The sequence below is a fragment of the Gordonia hongkongensis genome, from assembly GCF_023078355.1.
Lineage (GTDB): Bacteria > Actinomycetota > Actinomycetes > Mycobacteriales > Mycobacteriaceae > Gordonia > Gordonia hongkongensis.
The window spans coordinates 2,789,009-2,812,434 of the sequence record NZ_CP095552.1; the positions used below are offsets into that span (position 1 = coordinate 2,789,009).

General features: G+C 67.0%; 19 protein-coding genes and 4 pseudogenes. 9 read left to right on the forward strand and 14 right to left on the reverse strand.

The genetic code is table 11. The annotated features are described in order from the left end of the window. Window positions 1-78: 78 nt before the first annotated feature. From MVF96_RS12645 to MVF96_RS12655, 3 pseudogenes are all read right to left on the reverse strand, one after another. A pseudogene (locus tag MVF96_RS12645) lies at window positions 79-421 on the reverse strand (uracil-DNA glycosylase family protein). Window positions 422-423: 2 nt separating this feature from the next. After that, window positions 424-1,011, reverse strand: a pseudogene (locus tag MVF96_RS12650) (hypothetical protein); the annotation flags it as partial. Continuing rightward, window positions 981-1,290, reverse strand: a pseudogene (locus MVF96_RS12655) (glutathione-dependent formaldehyde dehydrogenase); the annotation flags it as partial. The pseudogenes MVF96_RS12650 and MVF96_RS12655, both read right to left, overlap by 31 nt. A gap of 190 nt (window positions 1,291-1,480) precedes the next feature. Here MVF96_RS12655 and MVF96_RS12660 point away from each other — a divergent pair. The 4 genes and pseudogenes from MVF96_RS12660 to MVF96_RS12675 all read left to right on the forward strand — a co-directional run bounded on the left by MVF96_RS12660 (window position 1,481) and on the right by MVF96_RS12675 (window position 6,068). Beyond that, entirely contained in the window at window positions 1,481-2,275 is a 795-nt protein-coding gene (locus tag MVF96_RS12660) for a PfkB family carbohydrate kinase (protein ID WP_247449265.1), read from the forward strand. Window positions 2,276-2,395: 120 nt separating this feature from the next. Then, window positions 2,396-4,013, forward strand: a pseudogene (locus MVF96_RS12665) (thiamine pyrophosphate-dependent enzyme). A 45-nt stretch (window positions 4,014-4,058) separates the two neighbouring features. After that, entirely contained in the window at window positions 4,059-4,499 is a 441-nt protein-coding gene (locus tag MVF96_RS12670; protein ID WP_159370871.1) for a DUF1622 domain-containing protein, read from the forward strand. An 84-nt stretch (window positions 4,500-4,583) separates the two neighbouring features. Then, window positions 4,584-6,068, forward strand: a complete 1,485-nt coding sequence (locus MVF96_RS12675) for a flavin-containing monooxygenase (RefSeq protein ID WP_272498168.1) — start codon at window positions 4,584-4,586, stop codon at window positions 6,066-6,068. A gap of 30 nt (window positions 6,069-6,098) precedes the next feature. Here MVF96_RS12675 and MVF96_RS12680 read toward each other — a convergent pair whose 3' ends face one another. The 8 genes from MVF96_RS12680 to MVF96_RS12715 all read right to left on the reverse strand — a co-directional run bounded on the left by MVF96_RS12680 (window position 6,099) and on the right by MVF96_RS12715 (window position 13,030). Next, on the reverse strand, window positions 6,099-6,917 hold the full coding sequence (locus MVF96_RS12680) for a DUF1206 domain-containing protein (protein WP_247449267.1): 819 nt from the start codon (window positions 6,915-6,917) through the stop codon (window positions 6,099-6,101). An 80-nt stretch (window positions 6,918-6,997) separates the two neighbouring features. Then, window positions 6,998-8,089: a YihY/virulence factor BrkB family protein gene (locus tag MVF96_RS12685; RefSeq protein ID WP_068972509.1), complete on the reverse strand. Its 1,092-nt coding sequence runs from the start codon at window positions 8,087-8,089 to the stop codon at window positions 6,998-7,000. Window positions 8,090-8,156: 67 nt separating this feature from the next. Beyond that, entirely contained in the window at window positions 8,157-8,882 is a 726-nt protein-coding gene (locus MVF96_RS12690) for a lysophospholipid acyltransferase family protein (RefSeq protein WP_247449268.1), read from the reverse strand. 77 nt (window positions 8,883-8,959) lie between these two features. Beyond that, the gene (locus MVF96_RS12695; protein ID WP_247449269.1) at window positions 8,960-10,003 is read right to left on the reverse strand and encodes an NAD(P)-dependent alcohol dehydrogenase; all 1,044 of its coding nucleotides are present in this window, start codon (window positions 10,001-10,003) and stop codon (window positions 8,960-8,962) included. Between the two features lie 306 nt (window positions 10,004-10,309). Further along, complete coding sequence (locus MVF96_RS12700) at window positions 10,310-10,681, reverse strand: TraR/DksA family transcriptional regulator (protein WP_137809407.1); 372 nt, start codon at window positions 10,679-10,681, stop codon at window positions 10,310-10,312. Between the two features lie 25 nt (window positions 10,682-10,706). Then, window positions 10,707-12,215: a protein adenylyltransferase SelO gene (locus tag MVF96_RS12705; protein ID WP_247449271.1), complete on the reverse strand. Its 1,509-nt coding sequence runs from the start codon at window positions 12,213-12,215 to the stop codon at window positions 10,707-10,709. Between the two features lie 90 nt (window positions 12,216-12,305). Continuing rightward, complete coding sequence (locus MVF96_RS12710) at window positions 12,306-12,509, reverse strand: zinc-ribbon domain-containing protein (protein ID WP_068972513.1); 204 nt, start codon at window positions 12,507-12,509, stop codon at window positions 12,306-12,308. Window positions 12,510-12,565: 56 nt separating this feature from the next. Then, window positions 12,566-13,030: a GNAT family N-acetyltransferase gene (locus tag MVF96_RS12715; RefSeq protein WP_247449272.1), complete on the reverse strand. Its 465-nt coding sequence runs from the start codon at window positions 13,028-13,030 to the stop codon at window positions 12,566-12,568. 237 nt (window positions 13,031-13,267) lie between these two features. Between MVF96_RS12715 and MVF96_RS12720 the strand changes: the two genes are divergently transcribed. Further along, window positions 13,268-14,059: a hypothetical protein gene (locus MVF96_RS12720; RefSeq protein ID WP_058250604.1), complete on the forward strand. Its 792-nt coding sequence runs from the start codon at window positions 13,268-13,270 to the stop codon at window positions 14,057-14,059. Window positions 14,060-14,099: 40 nt separating this feature from the next. Here MVF96_RS12720 and MVF96_RS12725 read toward each other — a convergent pair whose 3' ends face one another. Further along, the gene (locus tag MVF96_RS12725; protein WP_205334349.1) at window positions 14,100-14,939 is read right to left on the reverse strand and encodes a helix-turn-helix transcriptional regulator; all 840 of its coding nucleotides are present in this window, start codon (window positions 14,937-14,939) and stop codon (window positions 14,100-14,102) included. 116 nt (window positions 14,940-15,055) lie between these two features. Between MVF96_RS12725 and MVF96_RS12730 the strand changes: the two genes are divergently transcribed. Next, window positions 15,056-15,997 (forward strand): SDR family oxidoreductase, encoded by a 942-nt coding sequence (locus MVF96_RS12730; RefSeq protein ID WP_247449274.1) that lies wholly within the window; start codon window positions 15,056-15,058, stop codon window positions 15,995-15,997. A 478-nt stretch (window positions 15,998-16,475) separates the two neighbouring features. Then, window positions 16,476-17,246 carry a DUF6319 family protein gene (locus tag MVF96_RS12735; protein ID WP_247449275.1) on the forward strand — a complete coding sequence of 257 codons (771 nt, stop codon included), beginning with the start codon at window positions 16,476-16,478 and terminating at the stop codon, window positions 17,244-17,246. Between the two features lie 163 nt (window positions 17,247-17,409). Here the strand turns inward: MVF96_RS12735 and rsgA are convergent, their stop codons facing one another. Next, the gene (gene rsgA / locus MVF96_RS12740) at window positions 17,410-18,495 is read right to left on the reverse strand and encodes a ribosome small subunit-dependent GTPase A (RefSeq protein WP_247449276.1); all 1,086 of its coding nucleotides are present in this window, start codon (window positions 18,493-18,495) and stop codon (window positions 17,410-17,412) included. Window positions 18,496-18,811: 316 nt separating this feature from the next. Here rsgA and MVF96_RS12745 point away from each other — a divergent pair, with 316 nt between their 5' ends. Both MVF96_RS12745 and MVF96_RS12750 read left to right on the forward strand, forming a co-directional pair. Next, window positions 18,812-19,459 carry a TetR/AcrR family transcriptional regulator gene (locus MVF96_RS12745; protein WP_247449277.1) on the forward strand — a complete coding sequence of 216 codons (648 nt, stop codon included), beginning with the start codon at window positions 18,812-18,814 and terminating at the stop codon, window positions 19,457-19,459. Beyond that, on the forward strand, window positions 19,456-20,739 hold the full coding sequence (locus MVF96_RS12750; RefSeq protein WP_247449278.1) for a glycosyltransferase: 1,284 nt from the start codon (window positions 19,456-19,458) through the stop codon (window positions 20,737-20,739). The genes MVF96_RS12745 and MVF96_RS12750 overlap by 4 nt, the downstream gene beginning before the upstream one ends. Before the next feature lie 81 nt (window positions 20,740-20,820). Here the strand turns inward: MVF96_RS12750 and MVF96_RS12755 are convergent, their stop codons facing one another. Further along, on the reverse strand, window positions 20,821-23,157 hold the full coding sequence (locus MVF96_RS12755) for a LuxR C-terminal-related transcriptional regulator (RefSeq protein ID WP_247449279.1): 2,337 nt from the start codon (window positions 23,155-23,157) through the stop codon (window positions 20,821-20,823). Window positions 23,158-23,426 lie beyond the last annotated feature (269 nt).

Sequence of the window (23,426 nt, forward strand, 5' to 3'; positions counted from 1 at the left end):
AGACCGGCCGTCGCCGCCGACTATAGACACCAGTCCAGACGCTTGCCAGCGAAACCGCACCGGAGCGGGTGCCGCAAGTCAGGTCGATGCTGCGAGGTCGCGGACGACGCGGAGGTCGGCGACGAAGGCGTCGAAGGCCCGCTCGCGCTGATCCGTGGGTCCGCGGAGAATCGACGACGGGTGCACGGTCACCACCACGAACTCGGAATGGTCGGGGCCGAGGTCTCCGTCGGCGCCGAGATCGAAGCGCTCGCCACGGTGTCGGGTGAGCCGGAAGTTGGTGCCCAGCAAGGCCTGTGCGGCCGTGGCACCCAGACACACGACAGCGGCCGGCCGGACCGACGAACGGTTCGTCGGCACGATCCTTCTGGTCACCGGGCTGTTCGCCGATGAACATGATCGTCGAACCGGGCGCGCCCACCCCACCGCGACACCCGCCGCGGCCCCGGTGATCACCCGCGGCCCGCCCACCAGCAACGGGTCGAACCGGGAGTGGTTGCCGTCGACGCGTTTCCGGCCACGGCGGGACGACCATCCGTGGTGGGAGAGTTCGGACCGGATGCCCGTCTCGGTCACCGGGTTGTCGGGCCGACCGGTCGCGAACGACGCGAGGTGCGCCTCGATGGACACCACGCGATCGGCGCCCAGCAGGATCAGCCAATGCGCCGCGCGCCCCTCGCTGTAGCGGTACGCGGAGCGTCGGATCACCCCGGACAGCCCGCGCGGCGGCGTGGACGTGCCGAAAACCGGTGGCAGAAAGGCATGTTCGTTCGATCGCTCGCGGGGCTGACGCTCGGGCTGGTCTTCGGGGACGGTCCAGTGGACGCCCGGGGCCGGTTCGACGGGCAGTTCGCGCGGAACCGCGGGGCGGTTTGCGGGATCCAGGTCGACGCCCCATCCGGGTATGCGGTCGACCAGTGCGGCGGTGTCGGGGTCGTGGGGGCGGTCTGCGGGATAGCGGGCACGGGTCCTCCTCTGCCGGCGTCGGCAACGATGATCGGCTTGATGCAGTCGTCGAGCTCCTCGGAGAAGATGCGGTAGCCCTCAGCGATGTGCTCGAAGCGGAATTCGATGCGTGACAATGTGTGAAATACCGTTGCGGATGTGGTCGAACAGTCTCGGCCACTGCCGTTTGACCGGGCACTGGTTCATGTTCGGGGTGAGTCCCTTGTTCATGGCGTCGCCGAACTTGACCGCGCTGAACATCGGCCCGTACGCACCCATGACCGAAACGGTGCCGCCTTTGCGGACCGCATCGATGGCCCAGTTGAGGGCGATCGGTGACGCGCCTGCAGCTGGAACTTGGCCGCGGGGCCGCGGTAGACCATCGCGCACATCGTGTCTGGACTCATGCGCGTTCGGGTACCCCACAAATGCGGTACTAACCGCGCCGGCGGCGCGGTGCGCGCAGACCGGTGTAACGCGCGGGGGTGTAGAAAAGGAACCCGAATCCAGGACAGTCCTCGGGAGGAGATCGTCGATGTCAATGGTGTCTTATGTGATCGCCGGTTCGGAGGCCAGCGGGGGAGCGGGCATCCAGGCCGACCTGCGCACCTTCGCACAGCTGGGTACCTATGGTGTCGGGACCATCACCTGCATCGTGTCCTTCGACCCGAACAACGAGTGGTCCCATCGGTTCGTACCGATCGACTCCGGGGTGATCGCCGATCAGATCGAGGTGGCCACTGCCGCGCACGAACCCGAGGTCGTGAAGATCGGCATGCTGGGCACCCCGGCCACCATCTCCACGGTCGCGCAGGCGCTCGGCTCCCGACAGTGGCGAGACGTCGTCGTCGACCCGGTGCTGATCTGCAAGGGCCAGGAGCCCGGCGCCGCACTCGACACCGACAACGCCCTCCGCTCCGAGATCTTGCCGCTGGCCACCGTGGTGACCCCCAATCTGTTCGAGGCCGCGACCTTGGCCGGCATGGACGAACTGACGTCCACCGACGACCTCGCCGAGGCGGCGCGGCGAATCCATGAACTCGGGCCGAAGGTCGTCGTCGTGAAGGGCGGGGTCGGACTCCCCGGCGATGAGGCGATCGACGTCGTCTTCGACGGCTACGAGGTCACCGTCCTGCGTGCCCCGAAGGTGGGCGACGAGCGGGTCTCCGGAGCCGGCTGCGTGTTCGCGGCCGCCACCACCGCCGAACTCACCAAGGGCGTAGGGGTCCTCGACGCGATCAGCACCGCCAAGCAATTCACCCACGACGGCATCGTCGGCCGTCTCGCCTCGAACGCACCGTTCGACGCCGTGTGGCACGGATCGAGGTGACCCAGGGGCGAGTGCTCGGTCGGCCCAGCCCGTCGGGTGTCAGCGGGCTTCTCCCCGGGTAGTCGAGCGACAGCCCGGCGGTCACCGTCACCGTCCGGGACGTCGTCCTGAGGAGAATCCATGTCCGAGACCGTCGCCGACATCGTGCTGCAACGCCTTCGGGAGTGGGGGGTCCGGCAGGTTTTCGGCTACCCCGGCGACGGCATCAACGGCCTGCTGTCGGCCTGGGTGCGCGCGGAGGACGATCCGCAGTTCGTGCAGTCGCGCCACGAGGAGATGAGCGCGTTCCGAGCCGTCGGGTACGCGAAATTCTCCGGTGAGGTCGGTGTATGTGCCGCGACCAGTGGTCCCGGCGGCATCCACTCATCGACCGGGCGATCCGGATCGCGCTCGCCGAACGCGCGCCGACGGCCCTGATCTTTCCCTCGGATGTTCTCGACCTCACCTACGAGCCACCACGGCAGGCCTTCAAGCAGGTCCCGTCCAGCCTCGGGGTCACGTCGGCGACTCCCGCGCCGGAGCCAGACGCGGTCTCGCGTGCCGCCGAGATCCTCAATTCCGGGGAGCGGGTCGCGATGCTGGTCGGCCAGGGGGCACGGGGATGTGCGCCTGAGCTCATCACGGTTGCGGACATCCTCGGCGCCGGTTGCGCGAAAGCCCTTCTCGGGCGAGATGTCCTCCCCGACACGCTGCCGTGGGTCACGGGATCCATCGGCCTGCTCGGCACGACGGCCAGCCATCGATTGATGTCGGGCTGCGACACCCCTTTGACCGTCGGATCGAATTTCCCGTACTCGCAGTTCCTTCCGTCGTTCGGACAGGCCAGGGGAGTGCAGATCGACCATTCACCCGAGATGATCGGCATGCGCTACCCGAATGAGCTCAATGTCGTCGGCGACGCACGCGCCACGCTGCAAGCTCTCATCCCGCTGCTCGAAGCCAAGACCGACCGTTCGTGGCGCGACAAGGTCGAAGCCGACGTCGAGCGCTGGTGGACGAACGCGGCCGGCCAGGCGATGACCGACGCGGATCCGGTCAATCCGATGCGCATCTTTCACGAGTTCTCGCCACGCGCCCCGTCGAATTGCATCATCACCGCGGATTCGGGCAGTGCCGCCAACTGGTACGCACGGCACATCGTCATCCGGGACGAGATGAGGGGGTCGCTGTCCGGGACGCTGGCCACGATGGGGCCGGCGGTGCCCTATGCCATCGGCGCCAAGTGGGCGCACCCCGACCGGCCCGCGGTGGCCTTCAAGGGCGACGGTGCGATGCAGATGAACGGCCTGGCCGAGATGATCACCGTGGCGCAGTACTGGCAGCAGTGGACGGATCCGCGGCTCGTCGTCGTGGTGTTGCACAACAACGACCTGAACCAGGTCACGTGGGAACAGCGCGCGATGTCAGGATCGCCGAATTCGCCGCCTCACAGGAACTCCCCGACGTCGACTACGCGGCCTTCGCGCGGGGGATCGGACTCGTCGGGATCAACGTCGACGACCCGGATGGTCTCGGTACCGCATGGGACACCGCCCTGGCCGCCGATCGACCGGCGTTGCTCGACGTGCGTTGCGACCCGACGGCGCCTCCCGTCCCGCCGCACGCGACCCGCGAGCAGGTCCTCGCCCTCGGCGAGGCGCTGGTCAAGGGTGACGACGATGCATGGGCCGTCGCCAAGAACGCAGCCAGACAAGGAATCCGCCAGTTCCTACCCGGACGGCAGTCCGACAACGACTGACTACACGGGACACCGGCTGCGCCCCGGTCCCGTACTCTCCACCGCATGAGCGGTGAGGAACTCTTCACAGCGGTAGCGGTCGGGTTCGAGGCAGTCGGCGCCTTCGCGATGATTGTGGGAGCGATCATCGCGTGCGTGCTGGGCGCACGTTCGCTCCGTCGGGGAGAGGGAGGCAACACTGCCTTCTCGGTACTGCGCAACACACTCGGGGCGGCCATTCTCCTGGGGCTGGAGGTCCTGGTCGCGGCGGATCTCATCCGCACCATCACGTCCAAACCGTCGATCGAGGATGCGCTCATCCTCGGGCTCATCGTCCTCATCCGTACCGTGTTGTCGATGTCCATCCAGATCGAGATCGAGGGCGTGGCGCCGTGGCGTCGAGCGTTGCTGACCAGCGGTGGACAACTGCTCGGTGCAGCGGTCGCGAACGACGCCGCAGCTGCGCGACCGACAACCGAAAGCACCGCGCGACGCGTCGACGGGTAGCGTCGCCACCCGGCCTGGCGCCGGCAACGACCGGCGAGGCATCCTGGATGCCGATCACCGACAGACCGACCGAAGGAGTGCCGGGTGACAACGATCCCAGACGAAGTCGATGTCCTCATCGTCGGTGCCGGGATCTCTGGCATCGGTGCGGCCCGCTGGGTGCGAACCGAACACCCTGGCAAGTCGATCGCGATTCTCGAGGCCCGGAATACCGCCGGCGGTACGTGGGACCTGTTCCGCTACCCGGGGATTCGGTCCGACTCGGACCTGCACACCTTCGGGTACGACTTCAAGCCCTGGACCGATCGACAGGCGATCGCCGACGCCCCGCGAATCCTCGATTACCTCCACGAGACGATCGACGAGAACGATCTCGCTCCGCTGGTCCGGTATGGGCATCGGGTGGTGGCGGCCGCGTGGTCGTCGGACACCGCGCGGTGGACGGTCGACGTCGAACACACCGACACCGGAACGCGAAGCCAGATCAGTGCGCGATGGATCTTCTGTGGCTCGGGTTACTACGACTACAACGCGGGGTTCGCGCCGGAGTTCGCCGGCACCAAGACGTTCCGTGGCGAGATCGTGCATCCGCAGCACTGGCCCGAGGACCTCGATTACACGGGCAAGCGGGTCGTGGTCATCGGCAGCGGCGCAACGGCGGTCACGCTGCTTCCCGCGATGGCGGAACAGGCCGCGCACGTGACCATGCTCCAGCGCACACCGACCTACATCCTCCCGCTGCCCCGTGAGGACGCCATCGCCAACACCCTCAAGAAAGTGTTCGGCACCGAACGCGGATACGCACTGACCCGACACAAGAACGTCGCGCAGCAGCGGGTGCTCTTCGAACTGTGCCAGCGATTCCCATCGGTCGCCCGTCGGGTGATCCGCAAGATCAACGAATCGCAGCTGCCCGAGGACTATCCGGTGGACACGCATTTCAACCCCCCGTACAACCCGTGGGACCAGCGGCTGTGTGTGGTGCCCGACGCCGACCTGTTCCGTGTCATCCGCTCCGGGAAGGCCTCGATCGTCACCGACCGGGTCGACACCTTCACCGAGAACGGCATCCGGACAGTGGGCGGGGAGGAACTCGAGGCCGACATCGTCGTCACCGCCACCGGGCTCAACATCAAGATCATCGGCGGCATCGAGCTGAGCGTCGACGGTGAACCGGTGTCCCTTACCGACACCGTCGTCTACCGCGGGATGATGCTGTCCGGTGTCCCGAACTTCGCGCTGGCGATCGGTTACACCAATGCGTCGTGGACCCTCAAGATCGGACTGTTGTGCGAATACTTCTGCAAACTTCTGGCGCACATGGATTCTCACGGATACGACAGTGTGTGGGCGGTCGCGGACCCCGATATGCCGACTCGGCCACTGCTCGACTTCGGGGCCGGCTACGTCCAACGAGCCCTCGACACCCTGCCCAAGCAGGGTCCTGAGGAGCCCTGGGTGATGTCGATGAGCTACTACGCCGACCGCAAATTGTTCCGTGGTGACGTCGCCGACGACAACGTCCGGTTCGCGCGGGCGGGGGAGCGGGTGCGGTCGACGGTCGGGTAGCGGTGACGACTCGCCGGACGGCGGGCTGAGTCACATCCGCGCGAACCGCACCAGCCAGTAGCAGTAGACGCCATAGGCGGCGATACCCACCGCGGCCAGGATCATCAGCACCTGCCCGGCGGGCAGGCCGGCCAGTGTCTTGACCGCTCCGTCGATCCCCGTGGCCTTCGACGGATCGGCAGTCGCGACAGCCACGATGACCAGGATGCCGGTGCCGGCCAGAACGACACCCTTGCCGCAGTAACCGATCACGCCCGCGATTGTCGCCGCCTTGTCGTCGGAGATCTTGAGATCGTCGAGGAACGACCGGCTGGCTCCCTTGTAGACGTGGTAGACGCCGACGCCGATGATGATCAGGCCGGCCGCGACGAGGACGAACTTCCCGCCACCGGACTGCAGGAGTCGCGCGGTCAGACTGGCGTTCTCCTGACCACTCGACTTGCCCTGGCCCGTCGCGAAACGTATTGCCGACAAGGCGAACCCGACGTAGACCACGGCGAGCGACAACGCTTTTCCGCGATCGAACCACTGCTCGGCGCCATCACTGTCCTCGCCCGGTTCGGTGGCGTGGGGTCCGACGATCGCCTCGGCGAGTCGCCATAGCGCGAGTGCTGCGAACGCGACCGCGGCCACCCAGAGGACGACGCGACCGCCGGACGAATCGGCGAAGATCCCCAACGCACCCGACTGGTCGGCGTTCCCGCCCCCACCGAAGGCGAGGCGCAGGATGATGTAGGCGATCAGCAGATGGAGCAGGCCGCTGACCGCGTGGCCGGCACGCGCCAAGCGTTCGAACCACGGGCTGTCGGTGGCGCGGTCGACCGCGCCGGTCACTTGATTGCGGCTCATCGCGCCACGTTCCTTCCGCCGATCGACCGAACTGGTGCCCGGCCGGTTCCACTGACGTTACGGGGGTGCCGGCCGGTCGCTCACTTCCCCTGCGAGTTACGAAGGGCCCGAGCCTGTTCGATGTACTTCTGGTCCTTCTCGTCGTTCTTGTCCGACGCCGTGGTGTCCCGAGGCGGCAGTTGCAGGTGCTCTTCGGCCGGCATCCCCGCCTGTAGCTGTCGGCCACGTTCGAGTTCGGAGTCGAACTCGGCCCCGAACAGCAGCGCGAGGTTCGTCAGCCACAGCCACAGCAAGAAGACGATGACACCCGCGAGTGCGCCGTAGGTCTTGTTGTAGCTGCCGAAGTTCGAGACGTACAGCGCAAATGCCGCCGACGCGACGATCCAGGTGACGATGGCCAGCACCGCTCCGGCGCTGATCCACCGGAACTTCGGCTGCTGCACGTTCGGGGTGGCCCAGTACAGGATGGCGACGATCAAGATCACGAACAGGAGGAGGATGGGCCAACGGACGATGTTCCACACGGTGAGCGCGGTCTCGCCGAAACCGATGGCGTCCCCGATCGATTTCGCGATCGGTCCGCTGACCGCCAGCATGAGTGCCACTGCGGCGGCAAGGACGAGTGCTACAAGCGTGACGAGCAGCATGATCGGCCGCAGCTTCCAGAGGGGACGGCCTTCGTCGATCTCGTACATCCGGTTCATCGCGCGTCCGAACGCCCCCACGTAACCCGACGCGGACCAGAGCGCGCCGAGCAGACCGAGTACGAGAGCGAAACCGGCGCTGGGGGCGGCCACGAGTTGTTCGACGGGGCCCCGCAACGTGTCCACGGCCGACGACGGTCCGAGGTCGTCGACCATCTGCAGGACGGCGTCGGTCGTCTTTTCGCCCTGACCGAACACACCGAGCAGCGAGACCAGCGCGAGGAGCGCCGGGAACAGTGAGAGCACGGAGTAGTAGGTGAGCGCCGCTGCCAGATCGGTGCACTGATCGCGCGAGAACTCCCGCGCGGTCTTCTTCAGCACGAAAAGGAGCGACGGCTTGGTCAGGTCCGTGGGGGAGTCCGGCTTGCGCGGGTCATCGGGGTCGGCGGATCCGGGGTCGTCGCGAACGTCCGGTTCAGCTGAGGCGGGTTCCTTGTCAGCTCGTTCAGCGGCGTCATCTCGTTTCATCCCCTACGCTTAACCGGCGAACGCGCAAGCCAAACCCGGCCGACGTCGGCGCACCCGTCACCTGGGGTCAGCGCACGTGGCCGCAGGCGTCGTCGACCGCCCCCTGCAGATCTCGCTGGATCCACCGGGTCACGGCGGCGGGTGTGTCGTCTCGACGGGCGCCGAGGTCCACCGGTTCACCCAGAGCGACAACGGGGCGGCCACCACCGGCCGGGTAGGCGATCCCGGCGGAGACCAACCACAGTCCGACACCGTCTCGCAGGGCTCGATGGGCGATGTGGCCGATCCCGGTGCCGAGCCGCTGAACCTCCGTCGGGTCGCCCTCGTTGCAGGTCCCCTCAGGAAACACCGCGATGCTGTCCCCGCGTGCCATTCGTTCGACGCAGACGGCGATCATCTGACGCCCGGCGTCGGCCGCAGCTCGCACTCCGTGGTCCTTGCTGCGAAACACCGGGATTCCACCCAGAGTGTCGATCTTCTTCCGCTGATCCGCGTCTTGGAACAGCTCGTCCTTCGCGAGGACACGCAGGCTGCCTATCCGGCGCCGCAGCGGTGACCGGAAGCCCGCAGCTGCGAGGACCAACGGGTCGCGCTCGGAGACATGATTCGCCGCGATGAGCAGCGGAGCCCCGCTGCGCACGGTGCGGTCGATCGCCTCCCGCGAACGAAAGCGCACGACCGGCCGGATTCGGGCGGCGAGCACCGCGTACATCATTCGCGCCCGGGCGCGGTCCTGCTGATGGGTCCGGTAGTGCTCGTATACCGCCTGTGCCTCGGACAGCTCGACCTTCACCTAAGTTACGGTACCGTAGGTTGCGGCGCCGCGGTGCCGCAACGGGACTCCGCATGACAGCCCGGGTAGCTCCGAGGTCAGTCGGGGACGACGACCGCCCGGCCACGCAGTTCGTTCGAGGCCAACCGACGGTAGGCCTCGAGCCCGTCGTCGAGGGAGAACTTCTCGACGGCGACCTCCAGGACACCGTCGCGCGCGAGGTCGAGGACCTCGATCAGTTCGTGCCGCGCACCCCAGTACGGCGCCCGAACCGACACCTCATAGGGCTGGGTGAAAAAGCCGACCTTCGCCGCGGCGACACCGTCACCGATGCCGACGATCACGACGTCGCCCAATGTGCCGACGATTCCCATCGCGGTGTCGATGGTCGGCTGCAAGCCGACGAAGTCGAATACCGCGGTGGCGCCGACGTTTTCGGTGATCTTCCGGACATTCGCCACGGCGTCGGCATCGCTGAGAACGGTCTCATGGGCACCCACCTCGCGTGCGAACGCGAGCTTGTCCTCGCTGAGGTCGAGGGCGATGATGCGCGCCGGGGTCAGATGCCGTAACAGCTGAATCCCGATGTGCCCCAATCCGCCCGCACCGATGACGACGGCCGTGGTGCCGCCGACGAGCTTCGGCAGCGACGGTTTGATCGCGTGATACGGCGTGAGCCCCGCGTCGGTGAGCGGTACCGCTGCGATCGGGTCGAGGTCGCCGAGCGGAACGAGGTGCCGGGCGTCGTCGACGATCATGTAGTCGGCCATCGCACCTTCGTTGCCGAGCCCGGGGGGAGTGATGCCGAGTTCGGCCGCACGACTGCAGTAGTTCTCGAACCCACGCGAGCAGAAGTGACAGGTCCCGCAACCCCAGGGGCCGTAGACCGCCACCGCGGTTCCCTCGGTCAGCGACGTCACACCGCTGCCGATCTCGGCGACCACACCGGCTCCCTCGTGCCCGAGCGTCATGGGTAACGGATAGGGAAAACCCTCGGCGGGCATGTTGAGCACGAAATCTTCGGAGTGGCACGCACCGGCGGCAGTCACCTTCAACAACACCTGGCCGGGGCCGGGTGTCGGCTTGTCGACCTCGCGGAGCTCGGGCGGACTTCCTGGCTTGACGATCTGGATGGCTTTCATGCCGGACACCTCTCGGTTCGAGTCGTTGCGTGCTCTCCCGCCTTCCGGTCTACCCGCGTATGGCGATACGCGCATACGTCGGCGGGAAACCAGACGCGAATTCCTGCTGAACCGCGGCACAGGTGGACAATGCCGATCAGAAGCCGGGACGGACCACGGAGTTCGATGTCGCGGCGTGCCGGGCGTGTCGGCGGGTGCGTCAAACATCCTGTGGCAGAGTCGATCAGCCGAGACGACGGCCGGAGGCGGAAGAGGACCGGATGCACTTTGGAGTACGGGTGGACCGGACAACGCTGCGACTCCGGGTCACCATCGTCGCGACTGATTCCGAGCGGCGCACCGCACACACTGCCGGGTGGCCGGCAGGACTTCGAGGCGCTCGGCACCGATGGGTTCGCCACAGTCCTCGCACCGGCCGTAGGCACCCGCGCCGACCCGGTCCAGGGCGGCACCGATCTCGTCGAGCCGGACTCGCGACCGTTCCAGCTGCGCAACCAGATGGCCGCGTTCCACCGCGAGAGTCGAACCTTCCGGGTCGTGCTCGTCGTCGGCCGCCGCGTCGCTGGTCGCCTCGAGCACCGCGGCCAGCCGGGACGACAACGATTCGATCAGCGCGGCGGTCCGTTCCCGTTCTGCGAGCAGCACATCCCGCGACTCGTCATCCTGCCTCGAGGTCACCGTGGGCCCACCGACGTCGTCTCGCTCAGGTGCCGCAGAAGGTCTGGAAGCTGTCGCTGAACGCCTGCGGGGCCGGCGCCGCGAAGTGAGCCCATTCGGTGCGGCGTTCGAACGGATGCGTGACGGGATCCATCAGCCGCGTGAACGGTTCCAGATCGCCGTCGGTCGCGGCGCGCAAAGCGGCGTCGACCTGATGGTTGCGCGGGATGTACACCGGGTTCACGGTGTCCATCGCCTCGGCGACCGCACCGGGCTCACGACCGAGACGGGCGAGTTCACGGCGCCATCGTTCAAGCCACGGACCGATCTGCTCGCGCGGCATGAGGCTGATGATCGGGACCTGATCTCCGCGGAGTTCGTCGGCCAGCGCCCGGAAGGTGCCTGTCCAGTCCGCACGATGATCACGCATCAGGGTCAACAGGTCGGCGACCAGTTCGGGTTCGGAAAACGCTTCTGTCAGACCGATTTTCGACGCCATGCCGGTGGCGAAATGGTGTTCGTACCGCGCCTCGTACGTGGCGAGCACGTCCGACGCCGCAGCGATCGCCTCATCGGGTGTCGGGGCCATGAGCCTGAGCAGGGTTTCGGCGAACCGCGCCAGATTCCACTTCAGGACGGCGGGCTGATTCCCGTAGGCGTATCGGCCCGCGTGGTCGATCGAGCTGAACACCGCCGACGGGTCGAAGGCGTCGAGGAAGGCGCAGGGCCCGTAGTCGATGGTCTCACCCGAGATCGTCGTGTTGTCGGTGTTCATCACGCCGTGCACGAACCCCACCAGCATCCACTGGGCCACCAGTGCGGCCTGACGTTCGAGTACGGCTTCGAAGAACGCGAGATACCGGTTGCCGTCGCCGGCCTCCGACGCTTTCGCGAGCTCCGGGTAGTGGCGGCTGATCGCATAGTCGGCGAGTTGTTGCGTCAGGCCGGTGTTCCGGATTGCGTACTCGAAGGTGCCGACACGGAGATGGCTGGCTGCGATCCGCGCCAACACCGCGCCGGGCTCGGCCCCGGTGCGCTGGATGTCTCGCCCCGTGGCCACGACCGACAGCGAACGCGTGGTCGGGATCCCCAGTGCGTGCATGGCCTCGCTGACCAGATACTCGCGCAGCATCGGCCCGACCACCGCGAATCCGTCGCCACCTCGGGAGAAGGGGGTACGCCCAGAACCCTTGAGCTGTAGATCGACTCGTCGACCGCCGCGGTCGATCAGCTCCCCGAGCAGCAACGCCCGACCGTCCCCGAGAAGCGGTGTGTACCCGCCGAATTGATGCCCCGAGTACGCGGTGGCGACAGGGACGGCATCGGCGGGCGCGGCCGCACCCGACAGAAGTGCGACACCGTCGTCGGATGTCAGTGCCGCGATGTCGAGGCCCAGGTCGTCGGCGAGTGACTCGTTGACGACGAGCAGTCGGGGGTCAGGCGTCTCGGCACCCTGCCACGGCACGGTGAAGGGCGTCAGCTCGTCGGCGAAGGTGCGCTTGAAGCCGGTGATCGCAGCACTCGTGCGGGCGGGAGTATCGGGAGAGACGGACACCCTTCGAGGGTAACCAGTTTCCGGACCGGCAAACCGGCGGCGCAGAAGGGGCGAGGGAGGAGTGTCCACCTCACTCACCCCGGACGGCGATCAGGCCGCCAGCGCCGCGCCGCAGATGCCGCAGGCCTCGAAGTTGCGCCGGTTCCACCGGGCGATCGGGATGAAGAACACGCTGAACTGGCTGTATTCACGCATCCGCGCCCACTGGGTGGTGTTGTGGCAGCGGGGACAGGTGCGGGTCTGACCTGCACCGAGATGCTTCTGCCTACGGCCATATCCGAACAAGAAGAACACACCGCCATCGTAGAGTTCGCGGCTCGCGGCGGCCGGTCATGCGCCGCGGTAGTCGATCACGGGCGGCGGACCATGAGGTCGTTCTCGGCTGTGAAACCGCATTGTTTGTACAGGTCTGTCGATGCTTCGGTCGGGTTGAGCACCACCTTCGCGTATCCACGGCCGTCCGCGGTCGCGACGGTATGCCGGACCAGTTCACGTCCGATCCCGGCACCGCGGAATGCCGGGCGGACGTACAGATGACCGAGATAACCCCATCGGCCGCCGGCGCCCTGCCGGGGACTCGGCATCCGGGCGTGTTCGGTCAAGCACACCATTCCCACAGTCATGTCGTCCGTGCCCGCGGTCCAGACCGTTCGTCGCTCATCGTCCAACCAACTCGCAACCGCGGCGACGAAGGCGGTATCGCCAAGCCACGGCCCGACGGAGCGATCGCCTTCGTACGCCCACTCCCAGCGGAGCTCGGCCACATGGTGGGAGTTCTGCGAACGTTGAATTCGTACCGCGTGCCGACCGGTCACCCACCCAGGGTGACCGATGACGGTCGGCGGCTGCGCGTCCGGCACCGCAGAAACTCCGCGACCACCGCCGGCCTCGCGGAGAATGGACGAGGCCGAGGTGCTCGCCATCCGTCGAGACGCGCTCGCCATCCGTCGAGACGCATCGGGTCGGCGGGCATCGGTACGCTCGGTGGTGTCCGTTTTGTCGGCCTGACGTCACCGCCACCGGGCTGCGGACTCGCGAAACCGGAGGGAAGCATGGAAGCACTGATCCTGATCGCCGTCATCGTCGTGATCGTCGTCGGGGTGGTGGTGTTCGCCCAACAGCGTTCCGGCGCCAACGCGGCCCGCACCCTCGAGGACGCGAAAGCCGACGCACGACAGGTGATAGAACGTCTGGGCGGCCAGGTGTTCATGCTGGTCGGCGACGGCCCGGCATCGAAACAGGCGCTGGCCGACGCGGGGGAGCGATACACCGCGGCGGGGTCTCAGATCGAGCAGGCCAATTCGCCGGTGCAGGCGCGGCTGGCCAAACAGACTGCGATCGAGGGGCTCTACTACATCCGTGCGGCCCGGGCCGCCATGGACCTCGACCCAGGTCCGGCGATCCCCGAGCTCGACGGGCAGAAGAGTGCCGGTGCGGTCACCGAGGACCGGACCGTGGAGTTCGAGGGACGAAAGGTCGCGGCATCGCCCAACCCGTCGGAGCAGACGCCCAACTACTATCCCGGTGGCCGCGTCGCGGGCAGGCCGGTACCCGCCGGTTGGTACTCCGAGCCGTGGTGGAAACCGGCTCTCGTTGCCGGCGCCTGGGGACTCGGATCGATGTTCCTGTTCTCGGCAATGTTCTCCGGCATGGCGGGCGTTCCCTACGACGCGCAGTCCTTCGAGAGTGGCGCCGGCGACGGTTCCGACGGTGGCGCCCTGGAAGGCGGTGACTCCGGCGACTTCGGCGGTGGTGACTCCGGTGACTTCGGCGGGGGAGATTTCGGTGGCGGCGACTTCGGCGGGGGAGGCGACTTCGGCGGTGGCGACTTCGGGGGGTTCTGAGCGGCTGCCCTCCGAGTGACTCGGCTTCGCTTGCCGGGCGTCAGGTCGCCGTGGGTGCCGCGACGACGGACAGCAACCGGAGCTTCTCGGCACTCGCACTGCCCGGGGTCGCGGTGTAGACGAGCAGCGAATGCGAACACCGCGGGTCGACCAAGATCTGGCAACTCAGCTCGATCAATCCCACCTCGGGGTGCACGTACCTCTTGGTCTCGCGAGGAGCTATACCCACTTCGTGCCGTGCCCAGATCTCGCGGAACTCCTCGCTCTCGCCTGTGAGCCGTTCCGCGAGCGACGCCGCATACGACTGCGGGCCTCGTAGCGCAGCCACTCCTCGTAGTCCGGATACGTACATACGTGAGTAGAAGTCGTGGTCGTCGGACGGATGCAATTGGCGAGCCCGCGGATCGGTGAAACACCGATAGCCGATGCTCCGCGCCGGCCCGTCGAACCGCATGAGGTCGCCGACCAGTGCCACCCCGAGTCGGTTCTGGCGCAACGTCTCGCCGAGTTCGGTGACGATCTCGGCCGGGGTGTCGGCGAGCCGGTCGAAGATCCGCATCATGCCCGGGGAGATGTGCTCGCGGTCGGGTCCGCGCATGGGCGGCCGGTGGCCGGCGAGGTGGAACAGGTGGTCTCGCTCCTCGACGGAGAGGTGGAGGCCCTGTGCGATGGCGGCCACCATTTGTGGCGACGGCTGCGGGCCGCGCTCGCGTTCGAGTCGTGAGTAGTAGTCGGCGGACATGTGACACAGGGCAGCCACCTCTTCGCGACGGAGTCCACCTGTGCGACGGCGCTGCCCGCGAGGCAGTCCGACGTCCTCGGGCTGAAGGGCGGCACGCCTCACCCGAAGGAAGTCAGCGAGACCGGGTCGATCGATCATTCGGCCATTCTTGCGCGCCCGGAACCGCGGAGCCACGGATCGACAGGCCGTGGATAACGGTGCGGACCGCCACAAGACTGGAAGCGAGAACATTCCGAGTCCGTCAGGAGCTCCGCATGACACGAAACAGCAGATACAGCCTGTCCATCCCCGATCTCACGGGCCGTCGAGCGGTCGTGACCGGCGCGAGTGACGGCATCGGGTGGGAGATCGCGAATGCGCTCGCCGGCGCCGGTGCGGAAGTGGTCGTGCCGGTGCGTGATCCGAACAAGGGGGCGAGGGCGGTCGAGCGCATTCGTGATCGTCACCCCGCCGCCACACTCACGATGGAGGACGTCGACCTGTCATCGATGGCATCGGTCGAGGCGCTTGCCGGCAGGCTCCGGGCGGACGGCACACCGATCGACATCCTGATCAACAACGCCGGGATCATGACTCCGCGGAAACGCCTGACCACAGGCGATGGATTCGAGGTCCAGTTCGGCACCAACCACCTAGGACACTTCGCCCTGACCGTCGCGGTGCTTCCGCTGCTCCGGTCCGGGAAGGCGCGGGTGGTCTCGCAGACGAGCATCGCGGCAAAACGAGGCTCGATCAATTGGGATGATCTGAACTGGGAGCGCCACTACGACGCAATGAAGGCCTACCGCCAGTCCAAGATCGCGTGCGCGCTGTTCGGACTCGAACTCGGACGCCGAAGTCGCGCTGCCGGTTGGGATGTGACGAGCGTGATCTCCCATCCGGGCGTCGCCCCGACCAGCCTTCTCGCCGCTCGTCCTGAGGTCGGCAGGACCGCGCCGACGAGCGGCCGGCGGGTGATCGAGTGGATGTCGCGGCACGGTGTCGGTGTGGGCACCGTCGAAACCGCTGCCCTCCCAGCACTGATGGCGGCGACGCAGCCGGAGACGCCCGATGATGCGTTCTTCGGACCACAGTGGCCCGGTGACGCCGGCGGGCCGCCCGGATTACGGCAACCGTGGCAACCGTTCCGTGATCGCGAAGCGGCATCGCGTCTGTGGGCGGTGTCTGAACAGCTCACCCGGGTGACAGCGGGCTGAAGACGGGCCTCCTGGCGCCGATGTGCGATCGTCAAGTGGTGTGTGCCACCTGCGGACCGAAGTCGACGCAGGTGACACACCGGCAATGAGCACTTGTGGTGCTTTCCACTTAAGGTCTGAGGGACGCCCGGTTCAGGGGAAGAGCGTAAGGAATGTCGCTGCCGAGGTGGCGCACAACAGCGCCGCGATCGTGACGCCGGCATAAGCGTGATCGGCAATCGGGGTCTCGCGTGCCTTGACCGACGATGTGCGTGTCGGAGTGCTGGCCTCTGTCACAAATTGTCCCTCCGAAGACCCGTTACCGTCCCCGAGAACATTAGGGCCGCGAACGTTCACCCGAGACCCGCCGGCGACGTTCGAGGCCACAACGATGCTGTGGGTCACGAAACGATAACGGTCGCAAGTACTAGGTTTCAACTGCACGAACGGTGAAGCGCCGACGGCGCGACGCAGTGATGGGTAACGCGGATTCGCACGCATGTGCGACAATGGCGCGGTGAGTTCACAGACGAGGGCCGGCTTGAGTCCCGACGACCTGGAGTCGCTGTCCGCGGCACTCGCGGCCGGTAAGCGAGCCACGGTCTATCTGCGCGATGCGATGCCATCGCTGAACCTGGAGGCCGGCGCCTCGGCGCGAGTCGTGTCGATCGACGGTACGACAGTGACGGTGAGCCCGAGGGGCGTCGACGACCAGTTGCCCTTCGAAGCCGACGAACTGCGACGTAACCGACCGGCGGCCGCCACCACTGCGACCGCTGCGGTTCGTCGACGCACACCGGAACCGGCGCCCCCGAAGCCACAACCGACGTCGTCATCGAAAACAGTTGTCGAGGAATCGAATTCCGCCCGCCCGTCCCGAAAGGCGCGTCCTGCGACGGATGCCCCGCCGAGGGCGGCGGAGTCGGCGCCGGCGCCTGCGACGACCAGGCCGTCGCGAAAGGCCAAGACGCCGACCGCGCCGACCACGGTCACCATCACCGCGGCAGGGGAGAGCACGTGGACGCTGTCGGTTGCGGTCGGAACCAGAAAGCTGGCGAAACCCGTCGAGATCACCGCCGACCGGGTGGCCCGGGCGATGCGGGAGCTCGATGACGAGACCGCGATCGCCGCGGTCGACGCCGTCATCGAATCGGCCCGAACGGCCGCGCAACGCCGCATCGACGAACTCAGTCAGGAACTCGAAGCCGCGCGGGCCGCGCCGGCCAACCTCGACGGGTCCGTCGACGACCAGCGCGGCCTCGCTCGCTGAGGAGCGCCCGGAGCTTTGCGAGGGCGACGCACCCTGCCCCCTAATCCCGAGGAACGACCTACCCCCTGCTCCCTGAGGAGCTCCCGGAGCTTGCGGAGGGCGACCCACCCTGCTCCCTGAGGAGCGCCCGGAGCTTGCGGAGGGCGCGTCACGAAGGGCCCCGTCAGGCCTGCCGGTCCCGGAACCGGTACATCGCGCGAATGTCTCGCGTGATCGCTTTGTCCCGCTTGCTCCGCTTGCTCGCCTGTCGGGCGTCGCCCCGAGCGGCCGACCACTCACTTTCCCTCAGCAGCTTGCGATAGCGTTCCAGACGGCCGGCGTCGAGCCGGCCGTCCCGGATCGCCTCCTGTACGGCACATCTCGGCTCACTGCGGTGTTCGCAATCGCGAAACGCGCACTCACGAGCCAGGTCTTCGATGTCGGCGAACGTTCGTCCGGCCGCCTCAGCGACATCCTGCACCCCGATCCCACGCAGACCAGGTGTGTCGATGAGTACCTTGCCTCCCGGCAGGAGCAGCAGCTCGCGGTGCGCCGTCGTGTGCCGACCCTTTCCGTCGACCGCACGAATCTCGTTGGCCGCCATCTGTTCACGACCGAGCAATGCGTTGGCCAGGCTCGACTTGCCGGCGCCGGACGAGCCCAGCAGGACGGCGGTACCGGTCATGGTGGACTCGAGGAGATCAACGCCTGCGCCGGTGATCGTACTCGTCGTCACGATGTCGGCGCCCGGAGCGACCGCGGCGACCATCGCCTCACCCGGAAGAGGATCGTCAACCAGATCCGACTTGGTCAACGCGATGATCGGCCGGGTGCCGGCGTCGTAGGCCAACGTCAGCAGGCGTTCCACGCGCCCGACATTCACCCTGTTCGCGACCGACACCGCGATGATCACCGTGTCGACGTTGGCGGCGAGCACCTGCCGTTCCGACGTCCGATCCGAACTCGCGCGCGCGATCGCCGTCCGACGCGGCAACAGGTGCACGATCCGGGCCTGCCCGTCGTCACGGCGCAGCACCACCCAATCGCCGGTGCACACGGACTGTTCGCGCTCCGCAGTGCGCCCGACACCGCGGATGGCGCGGACCGGACCTGATGCGGTGATGGTGTCGCACCCGCCGCGATCCACCCGTACAACGCGAGCTGGTAGCTCGTCGTCGGACGCGCGGTCGGTGTACAGAGTCGAGAAATGCTCGTCCCAGCCGAGAGCGGCGAGCTCGACGGGGAAGGACGAATTACTTGCAGTATTCACTGTTGGGGACTTTCGAGGTATGCCCGCGACCCCAGGAGTCATCCGACTCGCAACTCAGTCGGTTGTGCGAGAACGGTGTTCGAGGATCAGCAACGGGCTGGAGGAACAGGGATGGTTCGGATGCTGACGATGCCAGCGATCTCGACGGCAACCATCGACTCACCTCCAGGTCTCGTGCTGCCCCCACCGGACAGCGCGGCTCACGCTAACACCGTTCAAAAATGCCCACCACTCCTTTTCTGGCTTACGCCGCCTGCGACGCCCTTGAGACGGCTCGATACTGGACGGTCTCGACCGATCGGTCTAATATCAGACCATGCGGTCTAAGAGCGGAACCGGCGCCCGGACCTTCGCCGATGAGGCACGTCGGAAGCAGATAGTCGCCTGTGCGATGGACCTGATTGCCGACGTCGGTTACCCGCGTGCGTCATTGGCGAAGATCGCCGAGCGCGCCGATATAGCGAAGAGTGTTGTGCTGTATCACTTTCGAGACAAGGACGAGTTGGTTTCCGCGGTGGTTGAGACAGTGTTCGCCACATCTGCGAACATCATGGTCCCGCGAATTCTCTCCGCCTCGGGTGCACGCGACCGTCTCAGGGCCTACATCGAGTCGAACGGCGAGTTCCTCGACGCTCATCGACGGCCGGCCATCGCGCTTTACGAGATCTCGACGAGCTATCGGGACAGGAAAGGTCGTCGATTCGATGAGGCCATCCAGGCAGCTGTCGACGACATCGGCGTTCCCGAGCAGTTCGCTCCGCTCGATCCGTTGTCGATCCTGAGGTCAGGCATCCAAGACGGCGACTTCGTCACCGACGTGGACCCGATCGTCCTGAAGAACCTCATTCGATCGGCACTCGACGGCGCCGTCGCCGAGCTCGCGCGAGACGACACCTATGACGTGACCGCCCACACCTCCGCCCTGTCGAAGCTCGTCCTGTCCGCGATCGGAGCACCACCATGAATCCACGAATCACCATCCTGGCGTTCGGAACCCGAGGCGACGTCGCCCCGTTGACCGGTGTGGCAACCGGCCTGCGTGACCGCGTCGGCGCCACCGTCACGATCGCCGCGCAACATCCATACGAACAGATGGTCACCCGGGCTGGCCACACCTTTCGGCTGCTGCCGCGAGACACCGAGGCAGACACCCGATCCTCGACGTACGGCCAGGCAATGATCGATGGGCACCGTCTCAAACCGTCGAAAGACGCGATCAAGGGGATGCGCGACGACCTGGCGGGTGTCGGCGAGGCCATGGCCGCGGCGGCAGAAGACGCGGATCTGCTCCTCTGCGGGGGTCCCGTCGGCTCTCTGCTCGGGTGGCATGTCGCCGAGGCAGTGGGGTGCCGGAGCGCCGCCCTCGTCCTGCAACCCTCGAGTCCGACCGGCGATTTCGCACCTCCCGCGCTCGGAGTCCGATCCTACGGGCGGCTCGGGAATCGAACGGCGTGGCGCGTGGCTGCGGCCGGTGAAAAGCTCTTCGCACCGCTCATCGACGACCTCCGAAAGACACTGGGCCTCGCTCACGAGTCTCGGCCGGGCCCGCGGCGCAGGAGGCAACAGTCGTGGACTCAGCTGTGCGGATTCAGCGAGAGCGTCGTCCCGCGACCCCGGGACTGGCCTGACAACGTGCACGTCACTGGATACTGGTGGCCGACCGACGATCGGTTCGACGAACCTCCCGCGGGTCTGGTCGACTTCCTCGCGGACGGGCCGCCTCCGGTGTACGTCGGGCTGGGTAGCACGGCGATCAGCGACGGCGAGCGGATCAGTGAGATTGTTCGCGACGCATTGCGGTCCAGCGGTCTTCGCGGCATCGTCCACCGAGGATGGGCGCACCTGGACGGTGGTTCCGACGACACCGTGCACACCGTCGACGACATTCCCCACTCGTGGCTGCTCCCGCAGACCGCGGCCGCAGTCCACCACTGCGGTGCCGGAACCACAGCCGCCACACTGCGAGCCGGCATCCCGACCGTGGCTCTACCCGGCATCATGGACCAGCCGTTCTGGGCGAGCCGTCTCCGACGAATCGGTGTCGCGCCCGATCCCATTCCCCGGACCAGCGTCACGGTGGAGAACCTGACTGCTGCGCTGCGGAAAGTCACAGAGGTCGAAGCCGACCGGTCGGGTTTCCGGAATCGCGCGAACACGATCTCGCGGGACATAACCGCTGAGAACGGCATCGTGCGCGCGTGCCAGATCGTCGAGAACCTGTTGAGCGCGCCGACGCCGGTCTGACGCGCACCGACCCGATCTCGCAGACCTCGTGCGTTCGACGCCGTGCCCGGATCCCGGGTTCGACGTCCAACGGGTTCGGCGCTAACGGAGCCCCAACTCGACGCCCTGCGCGAGCACCTCACGACGCGAGGTCATACCCAGCTTCGCCAGGACCGCGGACACGTGATGGTCCGCGGTTTTCGACGAGATGTACAGCCGCTTGGCGATCTCCGAATTCGACAGTCCCTCCGCCACCAGGCGGGCGACCTCGAGTTGCCTGTTCGTCAGGCCACCGGGGTTCACGCGTGTCGTGGGCCGAGGGCGCTGCGGGACGGTGGCGCATCCCCGTTCGCGCATCAACGCACGCGCACGATCGGCGGTACCCGCGGCGCCGAGTCCGTCGAGCATCGTCACACCACGGGCTGGGTCGTCGGAATCCAACCAGCACATCGCCGATGCGAACGGATCACCCGCGTCCGACCACCAGCGCGCGGCATCGGCGTGCCGACCGTCGAGCGACAATCGGTACGGCGCCGCGATCGGCCCGGTCTGCGTCGACAACCCGAGCCTCGCACGCCAGACGGCGAGGCTCCCTGTGCCCCATTCTGTTCCGTCATCGTCGAGGGTGTGCGCCGCGGTGACCCGGGCGTCCTCGGTCCCGGTCATCCAACTGATCTCCGCCAGGGCGGTCAGGACCGCGAGCCGTCGGAGGGGTTCATCGATCTGGTTGGCGAGAATCCAGGCATTCTCGATCTCGTCGATGCCGAACGACGCGCCGCATCGGAGCGGCACCAGCACGGTGAACAGGAGCGGCCACAGCGTGGCGATCGGCATCCCGTCGGCGTCGATGACCGCCCCGGCGTCCTCGAGGGCTCCGTTCCAGTGTCCGCGGGTCAGATGCAGGCGACTCCGCACCGCGGTCTGCCAGTGGCGACAGATCTGGATGTCGCGCTCTACCGTGAACGGAAGACCCGCGTCGAGGATCCGGTCGGCAGCCCGGTACCTTCCCTGTTCGACATCGAGACTGGCCACCTGTGAATAGACGGTTGATGCGAGTTCGTCGAAGCCGAGGGTGCGAGCGGTTTCCATGTGATCGAGAAGTCTTCTGCGAGAGTCGACTTCGCCGGTGGACAGCGCAGCCGAGTCCGAGACGACCTTGTTCCACAGCCGCAGTTCCTCGTCGGATGCCGACGCGATGTCGGCCAGCAGGGACGCCGTTCCCGACACGTCGCCCCGCATGAACGCGAGAAACGCGCGGTGGATCTGGGCCTCGCTGTACACCGTCGACGCCCCTGTCCCGTAGGCGATCTCCGCTGCACGGCCCAGGTGCGATTCCGCGCTCTGCCGGTGCGCGCTGTAGTACTCGTAGACCCCGACGGCCACATGTGCCGTGGCCAACCCGGTGTCGTCACCCAGTTCGGTCCACAACGGGAAGGTCTCGTTCACACTGGCTATCGCATCGCGCAGTCGGCTGACCATGTATTGCTCGTTGGCCAGAGCCAACAACAGTTCGGCACGCTCGCGAGCCGGAGCATTGACTTGGTGCTGCTTGGCGATCTCGTAGTACGCGACGGCCTCGGTGTGCGCTCCGCCGCGGATGGCGTCCTCGGCTGCGGCGCAGGCATGACGGACGGCGCGGTCGAAGTCCCGGGCGGCGACGGCGTGGTGGGTCAACACCGACGGGTGCACGGTGCCCAGCTGCTCGAGTGCGTCCAGCAGCTGCGCGTGCAGATGGGCCACCCCACCCGGCGGAATCGTGGATTCGATTGCCCGACGGGCCAATTCGTGTCGGAATAGGATGCCGTCGGGCCCCCATTCCAGAAGCCCCGTGTCGGCGAGACGCTGCAGAGTGGGGTAACCGATCCGGAGGACCGGCAGCGCGGTGTCCGACACCCGTTCCGGCGACGCCGCAATCAGTTGGAGGGCTTCGAAATCGGCCGCGCTGACCTTGGTCGTCCGCGCCAGGACCGCATCGCGCACCGACGACGGGATCGGCAGGTCGGGTTCGCGGGAGACCTCGGTCGCGAAGTAGGGGTTACCTCCGGTCGCGGCATGGACCCGCACGGGATCGAGACCCGTACCCTCGACCAATTCCGCGATCGCCTCGACACTGAGCGGCGGCAGCTCTATCCGGCACACGCCCTCGGCGAGCAGGGCACGCGCTGCCGCCTGGGGCTCGAGCTCTCGATGCGTCAGGAGCAGAACGAGCGGCATCGACTCGATGCGTCGACACAGGAACCTCAGCACATCGGTCGACGCGGCGTCGACCCAGTGCAGATCCTCGACCACGAGAAGCGTCGGTGCAGCCCCCAGATGAGCGAAGGCGGCTTCGCAGACGTCGGCGAGCATCATCGGTTGCACACCGATGCCCAGGTCTTTGACGGGACCCAGTGGACGTGGTGTGTCGAGTGGATCGCAGGCCACCCGCAGCACACGCACGTCCCGGGCGGTCGCACACACCTGGCGCGATCAGCGTCGTCTTGCCTGCACCGCTCTCGCCGGCGATGGAGAATGCCGAACCCACCGGCAACCGGTCAAATGCCGCGCTGATCTGCGACAACTGCTCGGTTCTCTCCAACAATCGCACCGTCCGAGTGTAGGCCGCCCGACGCTCGAATAGGTGGGTCTACCCATTCATGGGAAGGACGTTCGGCGAAAGATGGGAGGTCTTCACCGATGCCGTCCGTACGCCCGGTGACCGACTGTTG